The 19,678-nt window shown below is 63.7% G+C and carries 20 protein-coding genes; 8 read left to right on the forward strand and 12 right to left on the reverse strand.

Annotated features, from left to right (window positions below; translation table 11 throughout):
* Positions 1 to 87 precede the first annotated feature (87 nt).
* The 8 genes from MRBLSP13_RS18430 to MRBLSP13_RS18465 all read right to left on the reverse strand — a co-directional run bounded on the left by MRBLSP13_RS18430 (position 88) and on the right by MRBLSP13_RS18465 (position 7,775).
* Complete coding sequence (locus tag MRBLSP13_RS18430; RefSeq protein WP_363737210.1) at positions 88 to 519, reverse strand: DUF2147 domain-containing protein; 432 nt, start codon at positions 517 to 519, stop codon at positions 88 to 90.
* A 135-nt stretch (positions 520 to 654) separates the two neighbouring features.
* Positions 655 to 1,647, reverse strand: a complete 993-nt coding sequence (locus MRBLSP13_RS18435; RefSeq protein ID WP_363737209.1) for a type II secretion system F family protein — start codon at positions 1,645 to 1,647, stop codon at positions 655 to 657.
* Positions 1,648 to 1,660: 13 nt separating this feature from the next.
* The gene (locus MRBLSP13_RS18440) at positions 1,661 to 2,659 is read right to left on the reverse strand and encodes a type II secretion system F family protein (protein ID WP_363737208.1); all 999 of its coding nucleotides are present in this window, start codon (positions 2,657 to 2,659) and stop codon (positions 1,661 to 1,663) included.
* A gap of 71 nt (positions 2,660 to 2,730) precedes the next feature.
* Entirely contained in the window at positions 2,731 to 4,014 is a 1,284-nt protein-coding gene (locus tag MRBLSP13_RS18445; RefSeq protein ID WP_363737207.1) for a pilus assembly protein CpaE, read from the reverse strand.
* Position 4,015: 1 nt separating this feature from the next.
* Complete coding sequence (locus MRBLSP13_RS18450) at positions 4,016 to 4,687, reverse strand: CpaD family pilus assembly protein (protein ID WP_363755968.1); 672 nt, start codon at positions 4,685 to 4,687, stop codon at positions 4,016 to 4,018.
* Between the two features lie 17 nt (positions 4,688 to 4,704).
* Positions 4,705 to 6,228: a type II and III secretion system protein family protein gene (locus MRBLSP13_RS18455; protein WP_363755970.1), complete on the reverse strand. Its 1,524-nt coding sequence runs from the start codon at positions 6,226 to 6,228 to the stop codon at positions 4,705 to 4,707.
* 1 nt (position 6,229) lies between these two features.
* A complete protein-coding gene (gene cpaB, locus MRBLSP13_RS18460) occupies positions 6,230 to 7,249 on the reverse strand; it encodes a Flp pilus assembly protein CpaB (protein ID WP_363755972.1) in 1,020 nt (339 codons plus the stop codon).
* A 52-nt stretch (positions 7,250 to 7,301) separates the two neighbouring features.
* Entirely contained in the window at positions 7,302 to 7,775 is a 474-nt protein-coding gene (locus tag MRBLSP13_RS18465; protein WP_363737203.1) for an A24 family peptidase, read from the reverse strand.
* A 42-nt stretch (positions 7,776 to 7,817) separates the two neighbouring features.
* Between MRBLSP13_RS18465 and MRBLSP13_RS18470 the strand changes: the two genes are divergently transcribed.
* Both MRBLSP13_RS18470 and MRBLSP13_RS18475 read left to right on the forward strand, forming a co-directional pair.
* The gene (locus MRBLSP13_RS18470; protein WP_363737202.1) at positions 7,818 to 8,798 is read left to right on the forward strand and encodes an alpha/beta hydrolase; all 981 of its coding nucleotides are present in this window, start codon (positions 7,818 to 7,820) and stop codon (positions 8,796 to 8,798) included.
* Positions 8,795 to 9,898, forward strand: a complete 1,104-nt coding sequence (locus MRBLSP13_RS18475; RefSeq protein WP_363737201.1) for an NAD(P)/FAD-dependent oxidoreductase — start codon at positions 8,795 to 8,797, stop codon at positions 9,896 to 9,898. The genes MRBLSP13_RS18470 and MRBLSP13_RS18475 overlap by 4 nt, the downstream gene beginning before the upstream one ends.
* Positions 9,899 to 9,931: 33 nt before the next feature.
* Here the strand turns inward: MRBLSP13_RS18475 and MRBLSP13_RS18480 are convergent, their stop codons facing one another.
* Positions 9,932 to 11,257 (reverse strand): lipopolysaccharide biosynthesis protein, encoded by a 1,326-nt coding sequence (locus MRBLSP13_RS18480; protein WP_363755974.1) that lies wholly within the window; start codon positions 11,255 to 11,257, stop codon positions 9,932 to 9,934.
* Positions 11,258 to 11,375: 118 nt separating this feature from the next.
* Here MRBLSP13_RS18480 and MRBLSP13_RS18485 point away from each other — a divergent pair, with 118 nt between their 5' ends.
* On the forward strand, positions 11,376 to 12,143 hold the full coding sequence (locus MRBLSP13_RS18485; protein WP_363737199.1) for a phosphocholine cytidylyltransferase family protein: 768 nt from the start codon (positions 11,376 to 11,378) through the stop codon (positions 12,141 to 12,143).
* On the opposite strand, the gene MRBLSP13_RS18490 is transcribed toward MRBLSP13_RS18485, so the two are convergent.
* From MRBLSP13_RS18490 to MRBLSP13_RS18500, 3 genes are read right to left on the reverse strand one after another with little or no spacing between them, the layout of a single operon-like run.
* Positions 12,131 to 12,559, reverse strand: a complete 429-nt coding sequence (locus MRBLSP13_RS18490; RefSeq protein ID WP_363737198.1) for an HIT family protein — start codon at positions 12,557 to 12,559, stop codon at positions 12,131 to 12,133. The genes MRBLSP13_RS18485 and MRBLSP13_RS18490 overlap by 13 nt on opposite strands.
* Positions 12,556 to 13,617 carry a CDP-alcohol phosphatidyltransferase family protein gene (locus tag MRBLSP13_RS18495; RefSeq protein ID WP_363737441.1) on the reverse strand — a complete coding sequence of 354 codons (1,062 nt, stop codon included), beginning with the start codon at positions 13,615 to 13,617 and terminating at the stop codon, positions 12,556 to 12,558. Before MRBLSP13_RS18495 ends, MRBLSP13_RS18490 begins: the two co-directional genes overlap by 4 nt.
* 48 nt (positions 13,618 to 13,665) lie before the next feature.
* Positions 13,666 to 14,862 (reverse strand): hypothetical protein, encoded by a 1,197-nt coding sequence (locus MRBLSP13_RS18500; RefSeq protein ID WP_363737197.1) that lies wholly within the window; start codon positions 14,860 to 14,862, stop codon positions 13,666 to 13,668.
* Positions 14,863 to 14,982: 120 nt separating this feature from the next.
* On the opposite strand from MRBLSP13_RS18500, the gene MRBLSP13_RS18505 reads away from it, so the two are divergent.
* The 5 genes from MRBLSP13_RS18505 (at position 14,983) to sucD (ending at position 19,605) form a co-directional block, all read left to right on the forward strand.
* Positions 14,983 to 15,771, forward strand: a complete 789-nt coding sequence (locus tag MRBLSP13_RS18505) for a succinate dehydrogenase iron-sulfur subunit (protein WP_025547823.1) — start codon at positions 14,983 to 14,985, stop codon at positions 15,769 to 15,771.
* A 34-nt stretch (positions 15,772 to 15,805) separates the two neighbouring features.
* Positions 15,806 to 16,249: a PaaI family thioesterase gene (locus MRBLSP13_RS18510; protein ID WP_363737440.1), complete on the forward strand. Its 444-nt coding sequence runs from the start codon at positions 15,806 to 15,808 to the stop codon at positions 16,247 to 16,249.
* Positions 16,246 to 17,358, forward strand: a complete 1,113-nt coding sequence (zapE, locus tag MRBLSP13_RS18515; protein ID WP_363737196.1) for a cell division protein ZapE — start codon at positions 16,246 to 16,248, stop codon at positions 17,356 to 17,358. The genes MRBLSP13_RS18510 and zapE overlap by 4 nt, the downstream gene beginning before the upstream one ends.
* Positions 17,359 to 17,653: 295 nt before the next feature.
* Positions 17,654 to 18,616, forward strand: coding sequence for a malate dehydrogenase (gene mdh, locus MRBLSP13_RS18520; protein ID WP_363737195.1), 963 nt, complete (start codon positions 17,654 to 17,656; stop codon positions 18,614 to 18,616).
* Positions 18,617 to 18,720: 104 nt separating this feature from the next.
* The gene (gene sucD, locus MRBLSP13_RS18525) at positions 18,721 to 19,605 is read left to right on the forward strand and encodes a succinate--CoA ligase subunit alpha (protein ID WP_025547828.1); all 885 of its coding nucleotides are present in this window, start codon (positions 18,721 to 18,723) and stop codon (positions 19,603 to 19,605) included.
* Positions 19,606 to 19,678 lie beyond the last annotated feature (73 nt).

Raw genomic sequence — 19,678 nt, forward strand, 5'->3', positions numbered from 1 at the left:
GCCCCGGTCGTGGCCGGGGCGTTGCAGTTAGCGTGGCGCATATCTGTCGGGAAATATCCGCATTCGCCGTCCGAACGGGTCATCAGATCAGCGGACGGGCGTCCATGTCTGGGTCTTGCAGAAGATCATGATGCAACCCTGCACCTTCAACGTGCCGTTGCCGTTGCGGCTGACCTTGCTGTTGTAGGTCTTGCCGCTCTCCGGATCGTAGATCGATCCTTTCCACAGCTCGCCTGCGTCGGCAAAACCCGTGAGCAGCGCCAGTCCGGCAAGGGGTTTGCTGCGCAGTGCAGGATCGGGGTTCTTGATGTCGGTCTGGGGCCGGCCCGGCGTGGGCTTCACGATCTTCTCGATACGCCCGCACAGCGTCTTTCCGCATGGGGCGATCTGGACGATGGCCTTGCCGTCGACAGTGGCCCAGCGGCCGATGATGGGCTGCGCAGCTTCAGCGGGCAGGGCGGCGAACAGGGGCAGGGCGAACAGTGCGGCGCGGGCGGCGATGCGGGTGATGGCGACCATTGACCTCTCCGGATTTTGCGTCTTTGCAAAGAGCGATAAGGCAGGTTCCGCCGGTTCGCCAAGCCGAAAATCAACGGCTTTCCTGGGGTTTTGGAAGGGACGCTACGGCAGCGCCCCTTTGTCGTCCCCCGATTTTCAGAAGGCCTTGCTGATAGAGCAGGCGGCAGGGCCCAGAATGACGACGAACAGGGTCGGCAGGATGAAGAGAATCAGCGGCACGGTCATGATGGCGGGCAGGCGCGCGGCCTTTTCCTCTGCGCGCATCATGCGTTCGTGGCGGAATTCGGCGGACAGCACGCGCAGAGCAGAGGCGAGGGGCGTTCCGTATTTTTCCGTCTGGATCATGGTGGTGACCACGCCCTTGACCGCGTCCAGCTTGACGCGGTTTGCCAAGTTCTCGAACGCCATGCGGCGCTCGGTCAGGAAGCTGAGTTCGATCGCGGTCAGGTGGAATTCATCGCCCAGTTCCGGATAGGCCTTGCCCAGTTCGCGTGCGACGCGGCTGAAAGCGGCATCGACCGTCAGCCCCGCCTCGGCGCAGATCACCAGCAGGTCGAGCGCGTCGGGCAGCCCCTTGCGGATCGCGGCGGAGCGTTTCTGGACCTTGTTGTCGATGAAGATGTCCGGCGCCTTGTAGGACAGCAGCAGGGCGCCCGCAAAGGCCATGAAGCGCTTGGCGCCGCCCCATTCGGGGAAGATGCCCACGGCATAGAGCAGCAGCGCCGCCATCCCGCCGATCACGATCGGCAGGATCATGCGGCCGAAAATGACCGCGACCGCCCAGTCCTTTGACCGGATGCCGGCCTGGGCCAGCTTGGTCTGCGCTTCCTTGAGCTGATCGTCCTGCAGGACCTTCAGGTTGGAGAGGAGCGACCGCATCTGGTCGGTCGCCTGATTCTTCTTCACCAGCTTGGCGCGGCGGCGCGCGGTGGAGGCGGTGATGCCCGCCTTCAACTGCTCGCGCCGATCGTTGAGCGTCTTGACGCGCTTTGCCATCGGATCGCGCACCGTCATCACCGCGTAGAGCGCGAACAGCGTCGCCAGCGTCGCCAGAGCGGCGAGCAGTGTGCCGAAATCGGTGGCGGTCAGTCCGAACAGGGTGCCGGCAGGAACGGGCGTGCTTTCCATCTTGGCGGCTTCCTCAAATCTCGAAGTTGATCATCTGGGCCATGATGAAGGCTCCGATGGCCATCCAGCACATCCCGCCAATACCGACGACCTGCATGAGCGAGAGGCCGAACAGCCCCGCCGGGTCGGGCGTGAAGAAGGGCGACATGTAATTATAGTTGATGTAGCAGATCAGGCCGAACACCAGGAACGGCAGGACGCCGATGATATAGGCCGAAGCCTTGGATTCCGAGGACATCGCCCGGATCTTGAGCTTCATCTGCGCGCGCTGGCGCAGCACGGTGGCAAGGTTGGACAGCGTTTCCGCCAGATTGCCGCCGGTTTCGCGCTGGATCGCCAGGCTGATGACGAAGAACTGGAATTCGGGCGTGCCCAGCCGGTCTGCAGTTTCCTGCAGCGCCTGATCCATGCTCTTGCCGATCTTGATGCGTTCGGTGATCAGCTTGAATTCCTCGCCCACCGGTCCTGGAACCTCGGTCGACACGACAGTCAGCGTCTCGGAAATGGGAAGACCGGAGCGCAGGCCACGAGTCAGCAGTTCCAGCGCGTCGGGAAACTTGGCGTTGAACTTCAGCACGCGACCCTTGATGAGCCGGCCGATCCACATATGCGGCAGGCCAAGGCCCGCTGCGAGGCCGAGCATCACCGCGAAAAGCGGCGGAAATCCGCGCAGCATCAATATGGCGGTCAGCAGCAGGAAGATGACGGCACAGGCGGTCATATACTGGCTGACCGTCCATTTCTTGCCGGTCATGCGGATGCGCTTGGCCAGATTTTCCGGATTGGGCACCAGCGACACCAGCATCGACGCTTCATTGCCGGCGGGGCGGTTGGATATCGCCTTGCGCATGCGCGCTTCCATGATGGCGTCCGTCGAATCGCTGTGCCGGCCGCGGATCAGCTGCATGCGGCGCTTCTGCGCCTTTTCCGGCGAAGGCCCGCCAAAGGCCATGACGATCAGGCCCAGCATGGCTGCGAGCAGCACCGTCATCAGGATGATATTGCCGTTCATGCGCCTGCCCGTTTCCAGTCTGGTTCCATCAAAGCGGCCATGCCACCCGCTGGCGGCATGGTCCGTCCTGTTCAGGCCGAAGCCTTGTCCTTGCGCCGCGAGGGGATCATGCTCTTGAGATCGCTGATCTTGCCCAGCAGGGAATCACCCTTCTTCGAAGAGGTTGCGCCACCTTCGGCATCCGCATCCTCTGCCGCGCCCAGCACCGCCTCCAGCAGGGCCTGGCAGGCGCCGCCCACCTTGCTGCCCTTGGCCGTTTCCGCCAGCGTCTTGCCCAGCTTCGCCGCCTGCGCGGCAATCTTGAGGTCGAAGGGGATCAGCACGTCCACCTTGCGTTCAATCGACTGCTCGAAATCCTTGCGGCTGATTTCCGGCGCGCCTGGATGAACGCGGTTGGCGACCACGAGCACGCGCGACTGCGGCGCATTGGTCTTGAGCCAGGACAGGATGCGGATCGAATCCCGCGCCGCCGCCAGCGTCAATTCCGTAACCACGACCGTGACGTTCACGTCGCTCATCAGATGGGGGTGCTGGATCAGCATGCCGCGCGGCAGGTCGATGACGCTGCATTCGAAAGCGACCCGGAACTCCTCCAGCAACTGGTAGAAGGCGCCGCCATCGGTCAGCATGGGTTGGCTGATCGGCGCCTCGGCCGACAGGATCGCCAGCGTGTCGCTGGCGCGCACCATGGCTCGTTCGATGAACAGCCCGTCGATGCGGCTGGGATTTTCGATGGCGTCGGTCAGCCCGCGTCCCGGTTCCAGATCCATCGCCAGCGCGTTGGTGCCGAAATGAACGTCCAGGTCGAGAAGGGCGGTCGGCCGCTTCTTCTTCTCGCTGAGCAGCCAGGCGAGCGAGGTTGCAACGCTGGAAGCGCCCACGCCGCCGCGTGTTCCGATGACCGCCGTGGTCATGTGCGGCCGTTCCGGCCCGGCGTCGCGGGGAGCGAAGAAAACGGCCTGCGCCTGGGCCAGCGCGTCGCGCAACTGGTCCGCGCCGAAGGGTTTCAGCAGATAGTCCTGAATGCCGCTGGCCAGCAGGTCGCGATAGAGGCGCACGTCATTGACCTGGCCGGCGGCAATGACGACCGTGCCGGGCTCGCACACTTCGGCCAGGTTGTTGATGTCATTGAGCGGATCGCCGCTTTCCGACATGTCGATGAACAGGATCTGCGGCGAGGCGGTGATCGACAGGGACTGCACGGCGTTGCGCATGCCGCCCTTGTTCACCTTTTCCGGCGCCCAGCCCATCTCGGCCGCGACGACGCGCAGCAGGTCGAAGCTGTGATCATCGCAGACAAAGGCATGGAAAGGGTCACGCTGGCCGGATGCGCCGGGTTTCCAGGGTGCGTTCATATCACTTGCCTCCCGTTATGGTCTTCAGGTCGCCCGATCCCGTCGGCAGCTTGTCGCGATAGGTTGATATCGCCCGGTTGGACGTTGCGGTGCGCAGATCGCTGTCGGTGGTCTGGCCACGCACCAGATCCTCCGGATTGGCGATCATTGCGGCCAGATTGCCGTTCACGCCGCAGCCGAAATTTTTCGACGCGCCCAATTGCTGGTCTGCTTCCGGCTTGTCCGACCAGTCGGGGCATCCCGGCACGCTGGCGGTGGCGCGGCGCACGATCAGGCGTATGGCGCCCTGCGGCGCGGTGCCGGCGACGGCCGTGCTGTCTTCCCCCACCAACATGCCATGGCGCGCGACCACATCGGCTATGCCTTCGCGCAGGGCGGGGCTGTAGTAGCCCGCCTCCGTCGCGACGGCGACCTGGTCGCCATAGCCAAGGCCGATGGAAACGAACCAGTCGTCCAGCCGGCGCGCTTCCGATGCCGAAAGGCCGCCATCGGGCCCTGCCTGCACGTCATAGGTGAAGGCGGTATGGCCGACGACCGGCTGGTGGACCGACTGCACGCCGCGATTGGCGGCCTGGTCGGTCTGACAGGCGGCGAGCGGCAACGCCATCAGGGCGAGCGCACCCAAGCGGACGATGCCGGTGAGGACGGGGGTCTTGCGAGACTGGAAAGTCATGTCTTTCGTCCTTCGGGTCAGAAGCTGAAGCCCGGCGCGGCGTCCTTGGAACGCTTTCCGGTGTCACGGGAGGCGACGGGCGGCAGGGCCGCCGACGATTGCGGACCGGGCGCCGGGACCGGCGCACCCGGCGCGCGGCTCGGCATGGGTGCCTGGGCGCCGCTGACGCCGTCATGGCCCTGCTGCAGGAACAGGCCCTGACCCTCATTGGCATTGCGGAACCCGTCAGTCGGCAGCCGTACGTCCGATGCATTCATCGGCTTCACCAGATAGGGCGTGACTACGATCACCAGTTCCGTTTCGTGGCGCTGGAAATTGCGCGACTTGAACAGGCTGCCCAATATGGGCAGATTGCCAAGGCCGGGCACCTTGCTGATGCTATTGGCGGTATCGTTGTTGAGCAGACCCGCGATCATGAAAGCTTGACCCGAACCCAGTTCCACCGTGGTTTCCGCGGTTCGGCTCTTGAGCGCAGGCACGCTGGCGTTGATCGAGAAGTCGAGGCTCGACACGGTGGGGCGCACCCGAAGGGAGATGCGACCATCCGCCAGAACGGTGGGCGTGAAGGCCAGTTGCACGCCATATTGCTTGAATTCGATGCTGTTTCCCTGCGTGCCGTTGCTGACGGTATAGGGATATTCGCCGCCCGCCAGGAAGCTGGCGGTTTCGCCGGACAGCGAGGTCAGGTTGGGCTGGGCGAGAGTGGTGGCGAGGCCGCTTGATTCTGCAAGGTCGAGCGCGGCGGCGACATCCATGCCCAGCAGCTTGGCGACGAAGCCCAAGGAGGTCGTGCCGTCCGTGGGACTGTTGAACAGCCAGGATCGCGAAATGTCGCTGGTCGGTGCGCCGCCACCGGTGTTGGTCTGGAACGCTCGATCGGCGCGGTTGATGTAACCGCTGAAGCTGCCGGTTCCGGTCCCGAGTCCCGTGATATTCATGCCGATCTTGTGCCCGACATCCTTGGTGACTTCGGCGATCTTGACTTGGAGGTTGACCTGGAGCGGCGTCGCGGTGCGCAGACGGCTCACCACCGTCACTTCCTTGCCGACAAAGGCCTGGGTCAGCCGTTCGGCCTCTGCCGCGTCTTCCGGCGCGGCGATGGTTCCGGTCAGCAGGACCATGCCGTTCATCTTGTTGACGGCGATGTCCGCGTTGGGCATCGCCAGCTTCAACATCTCGTCGATGCTGGTCAGGTTGTTGCCGACGCGGACCGTGCCGGAAAACAGCACCTTCCCGTTGGTCGTTGTTGCGAAGACGGTGGTCTCGCCCGCCTTCTTCGCGATCAGGTAAAGCTGGTTCTGCGAACGAACATGGACGTCGACCACATCCGGATCGCCGATCACCACGTCCGACATCTTGGCCGGCAGGTTGATGACCTTGCTGCCGCCGACGGAGAGCAGGATCGCATTGTCCTGCATGGAGGCCGGCGCCGCGTTGAGCGCGGTGGTCGGCGCGGCGGCGATCGCAACCGCCAGGCCAAGCGCGATCGCCGGGCCGAGCAGCGGCCTGGCCGCCGCCGTGTGAACGATAAACCCCTTCATCTTACTTCCCCCCGACCGGAACGACGGTCACACTGGTTCCACGGGCGACGCGGATCACCGGCCCTTGGCCCGCAATGCTGCCGCCGACCGGCACGCCCATGGCCGGAGCGCCGCCTGCGCCCATGGCCTGCAAAGGCTTGGCGGGGACGCTGCTGCGCTGATAGCGCGAGACGTCGGCGCCGGTGGAAAAGGTGCCGCCCTTGTCGACCGGGCGAGCGGCGATGCTGGCCAGCAGCTTCTTTTCCGCATTGGGATTGCTGCCGTCGGGCAGGTCGACGTCGCTGCCCGCGATGGCCGCGTCCAGCTCCGAACTATTGTCCGCCAGCGAGCGCAGCGAGAGCGAGAGCGAGCCGATCGTCTGCGCCACTGCGATCTTCTCCGCGATCTTGGGCGTGACTTCGATGGTGACGTTGGAATAGGTCTGGACGACAGGTTTGCCGTCGGCGCCTAGCGCGTCCATGCGCTGATCCGTGGCAAGCACGCGCAGGTTGCGCAGGATGGTTTCGGAAACCTTGAGCGGATCGCCATCGCCGCCGCCGCTGACGCTCTGCGTCAGCACCAGGTCGACGCGGTCGCCCGGGAAGACGAAGCCTGCCACCGAATTTTGCGCCGATACCGGCACGGTCACGGCGCGCATGCCCGGTCCCAGAGCCGCGGCGAGGAAACCGCGGTCGCCAGGCTTGATCACTGAACCCACCGTCATCGGCTGACCGGCGGAAATGGCGGTACGGATGACGCTGCCCACCAGCTTCTGGGGATCGGCCTGGCCCTTGATATAATAGGCCTGCTCGACGAGATCCTTGGGCCATGGCTGGAAACGGAAACTTTCCGCGTCCAGGATGGTGCCCACCGGCAGGGCCTTCGTCGCGACCAGCACATGGGGCTGGTCCGCCTCAACCGGCATGGACGATGCGCCCGCCTGCGGCGTGCTCGACGAACTCAGCATGTTGCGTGCGAGCAGGGCTGTAGTGACCGCTATGATCAGCGCTCCCACCAGCAGCACGATCTTCTTGGCATCCATGATGAAATTCGCCTCCCTCAATCAGACGAGTTGCGTCTGAGCCCCCGGATATTCACGCAAATTGGTTAATATATCGTTCGCCAAGTAGCCAAAGCGCCGCGAACGAGATGGCAATGCCATAGGGGATTTGCGGCTGACCCAGCCGCCGGGTCATGCGATGGTGCACGACGGTCACGATGGTGACGATGCCCCCCAGCACCGCCATCAGCATCAGCATCGACAAGGTCGCCTGCCATGGAAACCACAGCGCCAGCGCGGCCAGCAGCTTCACGTCGCCGCCGCCCATGCAGCCGAGCGCGAACAGCGCGGCGAACGCCATGAACACGACCAGCGCAACCAGAAGCTGCACCGCCATTCCGGGCCAGAGCGCAAGCCCGCAGGCCAGCCACCATATCGGCGCCAGAGCGGCCACAGTCAGGTTCAGCCGGTTGGAGATGATACGTGACCGCAGATCGGTGACAGACGCCACGATCAGCAGCAGTGCCAGGGCGCCGATCAGCGCCATTTGGAAAATATCCCCCATCATGGGTTCGAAACTATAGACCGCATGCCTTACCAAAGCGTAACCATGCCGCGCATGGATTCGCCCCGCTTCGTTCCCGCTTCCTTCGACCGGCGTGCCTGGCCCATGGACGGACGGCTGGACTACTGGGCTGCACCCGACGGTTGGCGCCTGCGCCGCTTTCGGCTGGGCGATGGCGATCGGGGCCGGATGCTGGTGCTGGGCGGACGCGGCGACATGATCGAGAAATATCTCGAGGTCATCCGCCATTGGGCCGACCGCGGTTGGGCCGTCACCAGCTTCGACTGGCGGGGGCAGGGGGGATCGGGCCGAACAACGGACGATCCGCTATGCGGACATATTGACGATTTCGGACAGTGGATCGCCGACCTCAACGCCTTCGCCGCCGAATGGCGCGGGGAAGGGAGGGGGCCGAAGGCGATCGTCGCGCACAGCATGGGCGGCCACCTGCTGCTGCGCGCCCTGGCGGAGGGCATGGCGCCGCCCGATGCGGCGGTGACGGTCGCGCCGATGATGGGACTGCATACAGCGCCTCTGCCCCGCTGGCTGGCGGTGGCGATTGCCGAAACCATGTGCGCCCTGGGTTTTGCGGAAAAGCAGGCCTGGACCCAGAAGGAGGAGTCGGAACGGCAGCGGCGCATGCGGCAGAAGCGGCTGACGCACGATCCGGAACGCTATGCCGACGAATTGTGGTGGCGGGACCATAGCCGCGAGGTTGCGTTGGGGCCGCCAAGCTGGAAATGGGTGGCGCAGGCGCTGCATTCGACGCGCATGCTGGAGAAGGGGCGGGAAATGGAGCGGATCGTCGTCCCCTTGCTCGTCCTGGCGGCGCGGACCGACCAGCTCGTCTCCACCCCTGCCATCGAGCGGATCGCAGCACGGATCGCGGGCGCGCGGCTCCATGTTTACGGGCGGGAGGCCGCGCATGAGATATTGCGGGAGCTGGACCCGGTGCGATTGGACGCGCTGGGGCGGATCGACGGCTTTCTGGACGAAGTCGCGCCACGCAGGGGCGGCGGGGGATGAAGCGGCCTGATATCGTCATCGTCGGTGGCGGCATTGCCGGGGCAAGCCTTGGCGCCGTGCTGGCGGAGCATGCCAGCGTGCTGTTGCTGGAGATGGAAGCAAGCGCCGGCTATCATGCCACGGGGCGGGCGGTGTCCTTCTGGGAAGAAACCTATGGCGGTGTTGCCGTCCAGCCGCTGACCACGGCATCGGGGCCGATGCTGGCTGCGCCGGATCCCGATTTTTCCGACACCCCTTTCCTGAAGCCGCGCCGGACACTGCATATCGGGCGGGCAGGCGACACGGTAGCGCGCGACCGGCTGCTGGAGGCGTTCGCCGGCAAGGTGGATCTGGTTCCGGTCGATCCTGCCGCATTTGTTCCAGGGCTTCGGCCGGAATGGACGCTGGGGGTGCTGGAGCCGGGGGTATGCGACATCGATGTGGCGGCCCTGCATCAGGCATGGTTGCGGCGCTTCCGTCGCCTGGGTGGCGAGGTGCGGTTGGCGACGGCCTTGCGAGGGGCCGAAGCGTGGCACGAGGGCTGGCGGGTCGAAACCGATGCAGGCGCGATAGACTGCGCGATCATCGTGAACGCTGCGGGGGCGTGGGCGGACGGCGTCGCCAGCGCTTGCGGCGTGGCGCCCATCGGCATTGCGCCGCTGCGCCGGACGGTGGTGCAGCTGCGCGTGCCCGCCATGCCTTCCGCCGATCTGCCGCTGGTCATGGACCTTGGCTCGCAATTCTATTTCAAGCCGGAGGGAGAGGGGCGCGTCTGGCTGACTCCGCATGATGAGGAGCCATCGCCCCCCTGCGATGCCGCGCCGGAGGAACTGGCAGTGGCGGAGGCCATCGCCCGTTTCGAGGCGGTCGTCGACTGGCCGGTCGAGGCGGTCGAGCGCAGATGGGCGGGGCTGCGCAGCTTCTCCCCCGACCGGGCGCCGGTCTATGGCTTTGATCCGGCGGCGAGAGGCTTTTTCTGGTTCGCGGGGCAGGGTGGGTTCGGTATCCAGACCTCGCCCGCCGCGGCTTTGCTGGGGGCAGCCCTTCTTCGGGGAGAGGCTTTGCCGGCGCAGATCGCGGGAATCGATCCGGTGCCCTATTCTCCTGCGCGGTTTCGCTAGGTCGGATTTCGATCCGATCGCTTGAAAATCGCTCTACGGCATCATGCGTGGCTGCTTCAAAACCCGTCGGCTCGCAAGGCCCATCATGGCAAAACCCGCGATCGAGGCGGCGATATTGGCGCCGGCCGCGCCGACGGTCCCATAGATCGGCAACAAGGCTGCCTGCATACCCAGCAGCAGGCCGGTTGAAACCAGTGTGATGCGGAGCGACAGGCTGGCCCGGTCGGTCGCCATGAGGAGCGGCCGATAGCTCACCCCGACCAGATCGATGCAGGCGGCGATGCCCAGCAGCAGCAGCAGCGGATAGGCCGGCAGGAACGCCTTGCCTGCGATCAGTCCCAGCAATGGATGACCGATCGTCAGGATCAACGCGATGATCACCGCGCCCGCGACCAATGCCAGTCGGTTGGTCCGCCGGAACAGCGTGCCGAGCGCTTCGTGGCCGTGGCTGGAATGGGTGCGGCTCAGTTCCACGAAAATGCTGCGGGACAGAAGGCTGGAAATCTTGGTCAGCGAGTTGGCGAGTTGATTGGCAAGCCGGTAGAGGCCGGCCCCCGCCGGGCCGACGAAGAGGCCGACCACCAGCACGGCCACCTGCTGGCCCACGGAGGATAGGGTCGTCTGCAAATTTGTGGCGGTGAGAAAGCCGACGATGCCGGGATTTTCCCCGCGCGCATCCAGCGTCCGGCCCGCGCGCCAGCTTCCCAGCATTTTACCCCCGACGCGCAGCGCGAGCCACCAATAGCTGATCGCGCAGAGCAGTTCGGCGGCGCCCCAGGCAATCAGGAAGCCAGTGATATCGGGCATCAGCACCCAGGCCAGCCCGGCGCCGATCATGCGTCCGACAGGGATCATGGTTTCGGCGAAGGCGCCGGAATCGAAGCGGTCGAACAGCCGCAGCACGCCGGTCGGGCTGGACCGGATGGTGATCATCATCACCATGCAGAAAATCCAGGTCTGCCATCCCATCCCGGCCGACAATTCCATCAGCGGCCCAAAGGCGAGGATGATGAAGGCGGCGATCAGCCCTCCTGCCACGGCCGACCCAAGATCGATCAGGATGCAGAAGCGCAACACCCGGTTCAGCGCATCGCCTTCGCCCGATGCCAGGTGAGGCTGGCCATAGCGCACCACGATCTGCCAGCTGTCGAAGCTCACCAGCGTCTGGATCACGTTGGCGGCGCTCAGCACCAGCGCGAAACGGCCGAAATCGGCGACGCCCAGCGTTCGCGTGACGATGGCGAGATAAGCAAGGCTCAGCACCGCGCCCACGCCCTTGCCGCCAAGCAGCCAGCCCGTATTCGCCAGGATGCGGGCAAAGCCTTCCTGGGGGCCACCCGATCCACGCTTGCTCGTCACTTGGGTTCCGGCCTTTCGTCGCGCGCCGACAGACCGGCGCGCGACTATCTATGATCGGCCGGGGAACGATGCAACACACGCTGTTCCTCCCCTTTCATTTGCTCTAAAGGCGCAGCCCATGACTATCGCAAAAGCCATCATCCTTTCCGCCGGTCAGGGGTCGCGCCTTCTGCCGCTGACCCGCGACGTGCCCAAATGCATGATCGACTTCAACGGCCGGACGCTCATCAGCTGGCAGGTTGCGGCGCTGGTGGCCAATGGCGTGACCGACATCGTCGTTGTCACCGGATTCCGCACCGAGCGGGTGGAGGATCACGCGCTCCAGCTCTATCGCGAAACGGGCGCGCGCATCCGCACGGTCTTCAACCCCTTCTTCCAGGTGGCGGACAATCTTGGCACCTGCTGGATCGTGCGGGAGGAAATGGACCGCGACTTCATCATCCTGAACGGCGACACCATCGTTTCGGACGAGATTGTGGGCAGGCTGATCGCGGGAGCGCAGGACGCCATCACCGTCACGGTCGACGTCAAGCCGGGCGACTATGATGATGACGACATGAAGGTGAACCGGGACGAGACGGGACGCCTGCACGCCATCGGCAAGAGGTTGCTGCCGCACGACACCAACGCCGAATCCATCGGCATGCTGGCCTTCCGGGGCGAGGGTCCGGCGATCTTCCGCAACCAGATCGACCAGATGATGCGAACGCCCGAGGGGGTGGAGCGCTGGTATCTGCGCGCCATAGACATCGTCGCCAAGGGCAATCGCGTCGGCACCGTCTCCATCGAGGGGCTGGACTGGCAGGAGGTCGACTTCCCGCAGGATGTCGAGGCGGCGAACACGCTCACCGCTCGCTGGCTGGCAGAGGGCCGCTACGCGAAATAGGGCTTCAGCCAGTCGGTGAGCACGGCGACCTGCTCGGGCGAGAGCGCAACCGCGCTGCCGAGGTCGGGCTGTCCCGGCCATCCGGCGTCGGCTATCTGAAGGTCCGCATGGCTGCGGCTGCCCTCATGACGGGGCAGCACATGGAAATGGACATGCGGGTCCACCATCATCAGCATCAGATAATTGATCTTGTCGTAGCCGACCGCCCGGGCCAGCGCGCTTTCGATCGCCCTGGTCACGGCCGCCAGCTCCGCATGGGCCTCCGCCGGAAGGTCGCCAAAGGCCGTGGCGTCGGATTTCGCCGCCAGCACCAGCGATCCCAGCGTCGGCTGGGCAGGACGCAGCAGAACGACCCAGTGCGGGAACTGCGCGACAAGCGTCGCGGGATAGCCGAATTTTTCGATGGTCGCGTTCATGTTCTTGCCTCCATCCAACTGACGATGGGCCGTCCGGAGCGCTTCGCGGCATAGGCCTGCATCAGCCGCACGGCGTGGACGATGAGCGAGAGGATGGTCCACCATGCCAGTGCGATCAAGCCGATGTCGGGGCGCCCGGCCAGCAGCGCGAAGAACAGGATCACCATATTCGGGTTGCGCCGCGCGGTGATCAGGCGGAACCAGCTATCGAACCGGCCCCAGACATGGATGTCCATGCCGAAATCCCTGATGAACATCCCCTCGATCAGCCGCTGGAGCACATAGCCCGCGATCACCGCCGCCATCACCAGCGCGAAAGTCTGCGTCGACAGCGCCAGCCCCCAGGCCGACAGGCCCACGCCCCAGAAATACCACCAGAAGGGCGGGTGGATCAGGTCCACGCCATGGTCCGCCACATTGCCCCATTTGGAGGAGGTGATGGTGCAGCGCGCGAGCTTCCCGTCCACCGTGTCCAGCACCATGAAGACGAAACCGGCAAGCATACCGGTCCAATAGAGACCCTGGGCGAAGAACCAGGTTGCGAGCACGCAAAGCGTCGCGCCCATGGCTGTCACCATATTGGGTGTCATGCCTATGGAGGCTGCCAGGCGCGTCAGCCACAGCGCCAGTTCGGGCCAGAGATATTTGGTCAGAAGGTCCGTGACGCCCTTATAGGCGCCGAAATAGCTTTTTCGCTCGATCCCTCGCCGGGTGGCGGGGGTCAATTCTCGAACAAAGGGCTGCTCCAGCTTGCGGAGCTGCCGGTTGTAGAGCTTTTGCCCGTCCGACAGATCGACGACATGCGGCGCCGCCAACGGATCGCTGCCTGCCGGCACTTGTCCCACAATCGGGCTGGCATCCCAGACGAACACCGTCCCCGGCTCCTCCAGCACCAGCCGCAGCAGCAGCGGGTCGAAGGCGTAGGCGAGGTTGAACAGCAGTTCGTGGCCATCGGCCAATGCGCTCCCGTTCTTCGCGGAGCTTTCGGCCATGCGGCGGCAGCGCTCTGCATTGGACATGCCCCAGATACGGGTGGTGTTGTCGCCCAGCAGCCGCATCGGCCCCAGCGCAGTGTTCTTCTGTATTTCCAGACCCAAATCTCGTTCCTAATCCTGAGCTGCTTTACCGGAGGCTTTCAGGAATCTTATGACTTCTAGTGCAGCACGATCGGGAACGCCTTGATCTATAGGCCCGAGCACCTCGGCTGCCTTGCGTTCCTGCGCTGAACGATAGTGCGAATGACGGTCTAGCGCACTTGATAAGGCATCCATGATCTCATCGGGCGAGGCTCCGACATCGCCCAAGAGCCACATGGCGTAATCGGCATCGTCGTTCCAGTGGATCCCGTGGGCGTTCACAAAGACGCAGGGTCGTGGAATGTGCAAAAATTCGTAGACCTGGCTGCTGATGTCGCCAAGATAAATATCGGCAAGTCGCGTGTAACTCATGTCGCTTAGACGCGGTGATTTCATGTCGATGTGGAGGTTTGGCGCGCCGGATCGCTCGAGCCACTTAGCACGCTCCGCATCACCCATCATATCGAAAAGGCGGGCATGAGGTGCCAGGATCAAGTTGAAGCGGCCATCGGATACGATGCGATCTACAATCGCCTCCGCCATTTTCCATGATGACAGGCGAGTGTTGAAGTGCGGATTGTAAAGAATGATCGGCTTGTCGTCGCTGAATGGACTTCTGACAGGTTGTGCATCCGGTCCGGTTAGTGCTGCCAGTTTAATTGAACCTACTATGGTACAGTTATCTGGGCCGGCCAGCCCCATTGCGAGTGTTCTTTCATACACCATCGATCCTGCAACTAACACATAATCGAACAAACGAATGCGGGGATCGAAGCCCCGTCCTCCATCACCGGCGCCATGAGGGAAATGGATCATCCGAGGCGGCTTGGAACCGGGAAAACGCTTAAGAATGGTCGAGGTCCGCTCTGTAGCAATCAGCGCATCCAGACCTTCAAATTGCGCCCGCAGCGCGAGGATACGCAATATCTTATTCAATTTTTTGGGTGCCAGACGGCTGATGAAGCCGACCTTGCCTGAAAAGGATAGTTGTTTGACACGTATCGGTGAGGAGCTTGGCCGGGCCAGTCCAGCCAGCATCATCTTTAGCGCTTCGGCGTCGTCTGGTCCCGTAAATGCTGTAACGCGAACGTCTTCCGTTCGTGCAAGCGACTGCGCTAGGGGAGCAATATGCATGGCTTGGTGCATTCCGCCCACGAACAGCATCCCGATGTGAGTGATGTCATTCATCTTCGAATTCTGCGGGTCCTTTTGTCGCTCATCGGTCATTTTGCGCGGCTCGTAGCGGGTTTGATGCCCAGTGCCAATGGGAATGCCATCCGTAGGTGCTTGACTAAGTGGTGCCTATATTGTTGAGGGGCGGGGAACGGGATAGCAGGACTTATCGAAATGGCCGAATTTTCGTTGCCCAAGAACAGCAAGATCAGCGCCAAGGGCGTGACCCACAAGGCGCCCGACGGCGCGACGAACGTCAAGAGCTTCAAGGTCTATCGCTACGATCCCGACTCCGGCCAGAATCCCCGTTACGATACGTTCGAGATTGATCTCGACAATTGCGGGCCGATGGTCCTGGACGCGCTGTTGAAGATCAAGAACGAATATGATCCGACGCTGACCTTCCGCCGTTCCTGCCGCGAGGGTATTTGCGGGTCCTGCTCGATGAACATGAACGGCCGCAACGGCCTCGCCTGCACCACCTCCATCGAGGAATGCGCGGGCAAGGAAGTGCGCGTGACGCCGCTGCCGCACATGGACGTGATCAAGGATCTTGTGCCCGACTTCACGCATTTCTACGCGCAGTACAACAGCATCAAGCCCTGGCTGCAAACCGTCAGCCCGGCGCCCAGCGGCAAGGAACGGCTCCAGTCGCCGGCCGACCGCGAGAAGCTGGACGGCCTCTACGAGTGCATCCTGTGCGCCTGCTGCTCGACCAGCTGCCCCAGCTACTGGTGGAACAGCGACAAGTTCCTTGGTCCTGCTATCCTGCTGCAGGCTTATCGCTGGCTGGCCGACAGCCGCGACGAATATACTGGCGAGCGTCTGGACGAGTTGGAGGATCCCTTCCGTCTCTATCGCTGCCACACCATCATGAACTGTGCGAATGTCTGCCCCAAGGGCCTCAGCCCCGCCAAGGCGATCGCGGAAACCAAGAAGATGATGGTCGAACGGCAACTCTGAGGAAGTGAGCGAGGAAGCAGGTCATCTGAGCCTGGTGGCCGACGGACCATGGGCGGGCTGGTCATGCTGGGCCGACATGGTGGAGGGCACCTTCCTCGATTCGGCCGTTGGCATCACATATTTACGCAGCGATGCCGCGGGCAAAGCGACGGTAATGCTGGAAAGCAGGCCATCGCACGCCAACCGGCTGGGCGTGCTGCATGGCGGTCTTCTCGCGGCGTTTGCCGACCATGCCTATTTCGCCGGGCTGGCAGCGATGGGCCGGCCGGAACAGGTGGCGGCGGTGACCGTTGACCTTGCCATGCAATATTGCGGTCCCGGGAAAATCGGTCCCGTCCTGCGCGCGGAGGTCGAATTGCTGCGCGAAACAGGGCGGCTGATGTTCCTGCGCCTGACCATTTCCCAGGATGATGAATTGATCGCGGCATCGACCGCGACCGTGCGCAAGGCGCCCGAAGCCAGGAGGCTTCCAGGATGAGCAGCGTCATCGCTCGCTACGACGCGCTTGTCGCTGCGGGCGAATTGCGCCCCGATTCCGACCAGCGGGCCGCGGCGGAGCGGCTGGAGCGGCTGCAACAGGAACTGGGGGCAACGCCGCCGCGTGGTTCCACATTGTGGCGATTGTTGCGCAAGGCGCCGGAACCGCCGCGCGGCCTTTATATGTGGGGCGGCGTGGGTCGCGGCAAATCGATGCTGATGGACCTGTTCTTCAACACGGTGCAGATCCAGCGCAAGAAGCGCGCGCATTTCCACGAATTCATGCTCGACGTTCACGCCCGGCTGGCCGAGGCGCGCAAATCGGAAACGGGCGATCCGATCCCCCCTGTGGTCGAGTCGCTGGCGGAAGAGGCTCGGCTGCTCTGTTTCGACGAGATGGTGGTCAACAATATGGCCGATGCCGCCATCATGTCCCGGCTCTTCACCGGCTTGCTGGAAAAGCGCGTGACGATCGTCACCACGTCCAACCGCGCGCCGGACGAACTCTACAAGAACGGTCTCAATCGCCAACTTTTCCTGCCGTTCATCGACCTCATCAAGGCGAAGCTGGACGTCATGACCCTGAACGGGCCGACCGATTATCGCCGTGATCGCCTGGGCGATGCCGCCTTGTGGCATTCACCCAATGGCGCGGAAGCGACAAGGGCGCTGTCGGAAGCCTTTTTCCGGCTGACGGACTATCCCGTGGAAGACCGGGCCAAGGTTCCGGCCGAGGATATCCAGGTGCAGGGCGGCCGGACGCTCCACGTGCCCAAGAGCCTGAAGGGCGTGGCGGTCTTTTCCTTCAAGCGCCTCTGCGTCGAGGCCCGCGGCGCGCCCGATTATCTGGCGATCGCCCGCAAATATCATAGCGTCATCATCGTCGGCATTCCGGTGCTGGGGCCGGAGAAGCGCAATGAGGCGGCGCGTTTCGTGACGCTGATCGATGCGCTCTACGAATATAAGGTGAAATTGCTCGCCTCCGCCGATGCGGAGCCGGCACGCCTCTATCCCGAAGGCGACGGGGCGTTCGAGTTCGAGCGCACCGTATCGCGGCTGATGGAAATGCAGTCCGACGACTATCTGGCGCTGGGTCACGGCGAGAAATAGTCTCGGCTCGTCGCCAGCCCGCTTATTTGATCAGAATTCAGGCTTAGGAAAGGGGCCGCGCGCTCCCGTCCAGGGAGGCGCGCAGCAGGTGGCCGCTGTGGGGAAGGGCCGTGCGCCAGGGTAGGAGCGCGTGGGCAACAGAGGCATTGGCTTGTTAATGCAATTGCGAACGAATTGCAAAGATAAATTGTGATGGGCGCTTTTGCGCGGTTGAAACCTAGGTCGTATAGGCCTAAGCGCTCATGCAGTTTCGGTTTCTCGGCAATCCAGTTTACGGCTTGGAGGATGATTGCATATGGCCCGTAATAAGATCGCGCTCATCGGCGCTGGCAATATCGGTGGCACCCTCGCGCATCTCGCGGCTCTCAAGGGTCTGGGCGACATCGTTCTGTTCGACGTGGTTGAGGGCATTCCGCAGGGCAAGGCGCTCGACCTGTCGCAATGCGCTTCGGTCGAGGGCTTCGACGCGAAGATCACCGGCTCCAATGATTATGCCGACATCGCGGGCGCCGACGTCATCATCGTCACCGCGGGCGTTGCTCGCAAGCCGGGCATGAGCCGCGACGATCTGTTGGGCATCAACCTCAAGGTCATGAAGGCCGTGGGCGAGGGCATCAAGGCCAATGCTCCCGACGCTTTCGTCATCTGCATCACCAACCCGCTCGACGCGATGGTGTGGGCGCTGCGCGAATTTTCCGGCCTGCCGCACAACAAGGTGGTGGGCATGGCGGGCGTGCTCGACTCGTCGCGCTTCAACCACTTCCTTGCGGAAGAATTCAACGTGTCGGCGAAGGACGTCACCAGCTTCGTCCTGGGCGGCCACGGCGACACGATGGTTCCGGTGATCGAATATTCGACCGTCGCCGGCATCCCGGTTCCCGATCTCATCAAGCAGGGTCGCTCGACCAAGGAGCGCATCGACGCCATCGTGCAGCGCACCCGTTCGGGCGGCGGCGAGATTGTCGCGCTGCTCAAGACCGGTTCCGCCTTCTATGCGCCGGCAACCAGCGCGATAGCGATGGCGGAGGCCTATCTGGGCGACAAGAAGCGCCTGTTGCCCTGCGCCGCCAATCTGACCGGTCAATATGGCGTCGACAATCTTTATGTCGGCGTGCCCGTGATCATCGGCAAGGATGGCGTCGAGCAGGTTGTCGAGATCGAACTGAACGATGAGGCGAAGGCGAACCTTCAGGTGTCGATCGACGCCGTCAAGGAACTGCTGGAAGCCTGCAAGGGCATTGATCCTTCGCTGGCCTGAGCCCCAAACGAGCTTGCACCGGACCGTCCCAGGTAAGTGCGCAGCCTGGGGCGGTTCGCCTTTAGACCCAAAGTGCCACGTCCACAGAAAATGAAGGGACGCTCATGTCCATTCTGGTGAACAAGAACACCAAGGTCATCACCCAGGGTATGACCGGTGCCACCGGTACCTTCCACACCGAAACCGCCTTGGCCTATGGCACGCAGATGGTCGGCGGCGTGACGCCTGGCAAGGGCGGCACGACCCATATCGGCCTGCCCATGTTCGACACCGTCGCGGAGGCCAAGTCGAAGACCGGCGCCGACGCTTCGGTCATCTATGTCCCGCCGCCGTTCGCGGCCGATTCCATCCTGGAGGCGATCGATGCGGAAATCCCGCTGATCGTCTGCATCACCGAAGGTATTCCGGTGCTGGACATGGTGAAGGTGAAGCGCGCCCTTTCCGGCAGCAAGTCGCGCCTGATCGGCCCGAACTGCCCCGGCCTGCTGACGCCGGGCGAATGCAAGATCGGCATCATGCCGGGCAACATCTTCTCCAAGGGCAGCGTGGGCGTGGTTTCGCGGTCTGGCACGCTGACCTATGAGGCGGTGTTCCAGACCACCAATGCGGGCCTGGGCCAGACCACGGCCGTCGGCATCGGCGGTGATCCGGTGAACGGCACCAACTTCATCGACGTGCTGGAACTGTTCCTGGCCGACGACGCCACCGAATCGATCATCATGATCGGCGAAATCGGCGGCGATGCCGAAGAACAGGCCGCCCAGTTCCTGATCGACGAGGCGAAGAAGGGCCGCAAGAAGCCGATGGCAGGCTTCATCGCGGGCCGCACGGCGCCTCCGGGCCGTCGCATGGGCCATGCCGGCGCGATCGTGTCGGGCGGCAAGGGCGACGCCGAGAGCAAGATCGCGGCGATGGAAGCGGCCGGCATCAAGGTCGCCGCCAGCCCGTCCGAACTTGGCACGACCCTGCTGGAAGTGCTGAAGGGCTGAACCGGCCGAACGCGATGGCCGGGCTGCACCCCGGCCATCGGTTACCCCGCTCCGCGACTGCACGCGGTTGGCA

It is taken from the genome of Sphingobium sp. LSP13-1-1.1 (assembly GCF_040676415.1).
Lineage (GTDB): Bacteria > Pseudomonadota > Alphaproteobacteria > Sphingomonadales > Sphingomonadaceae > Sphingobium.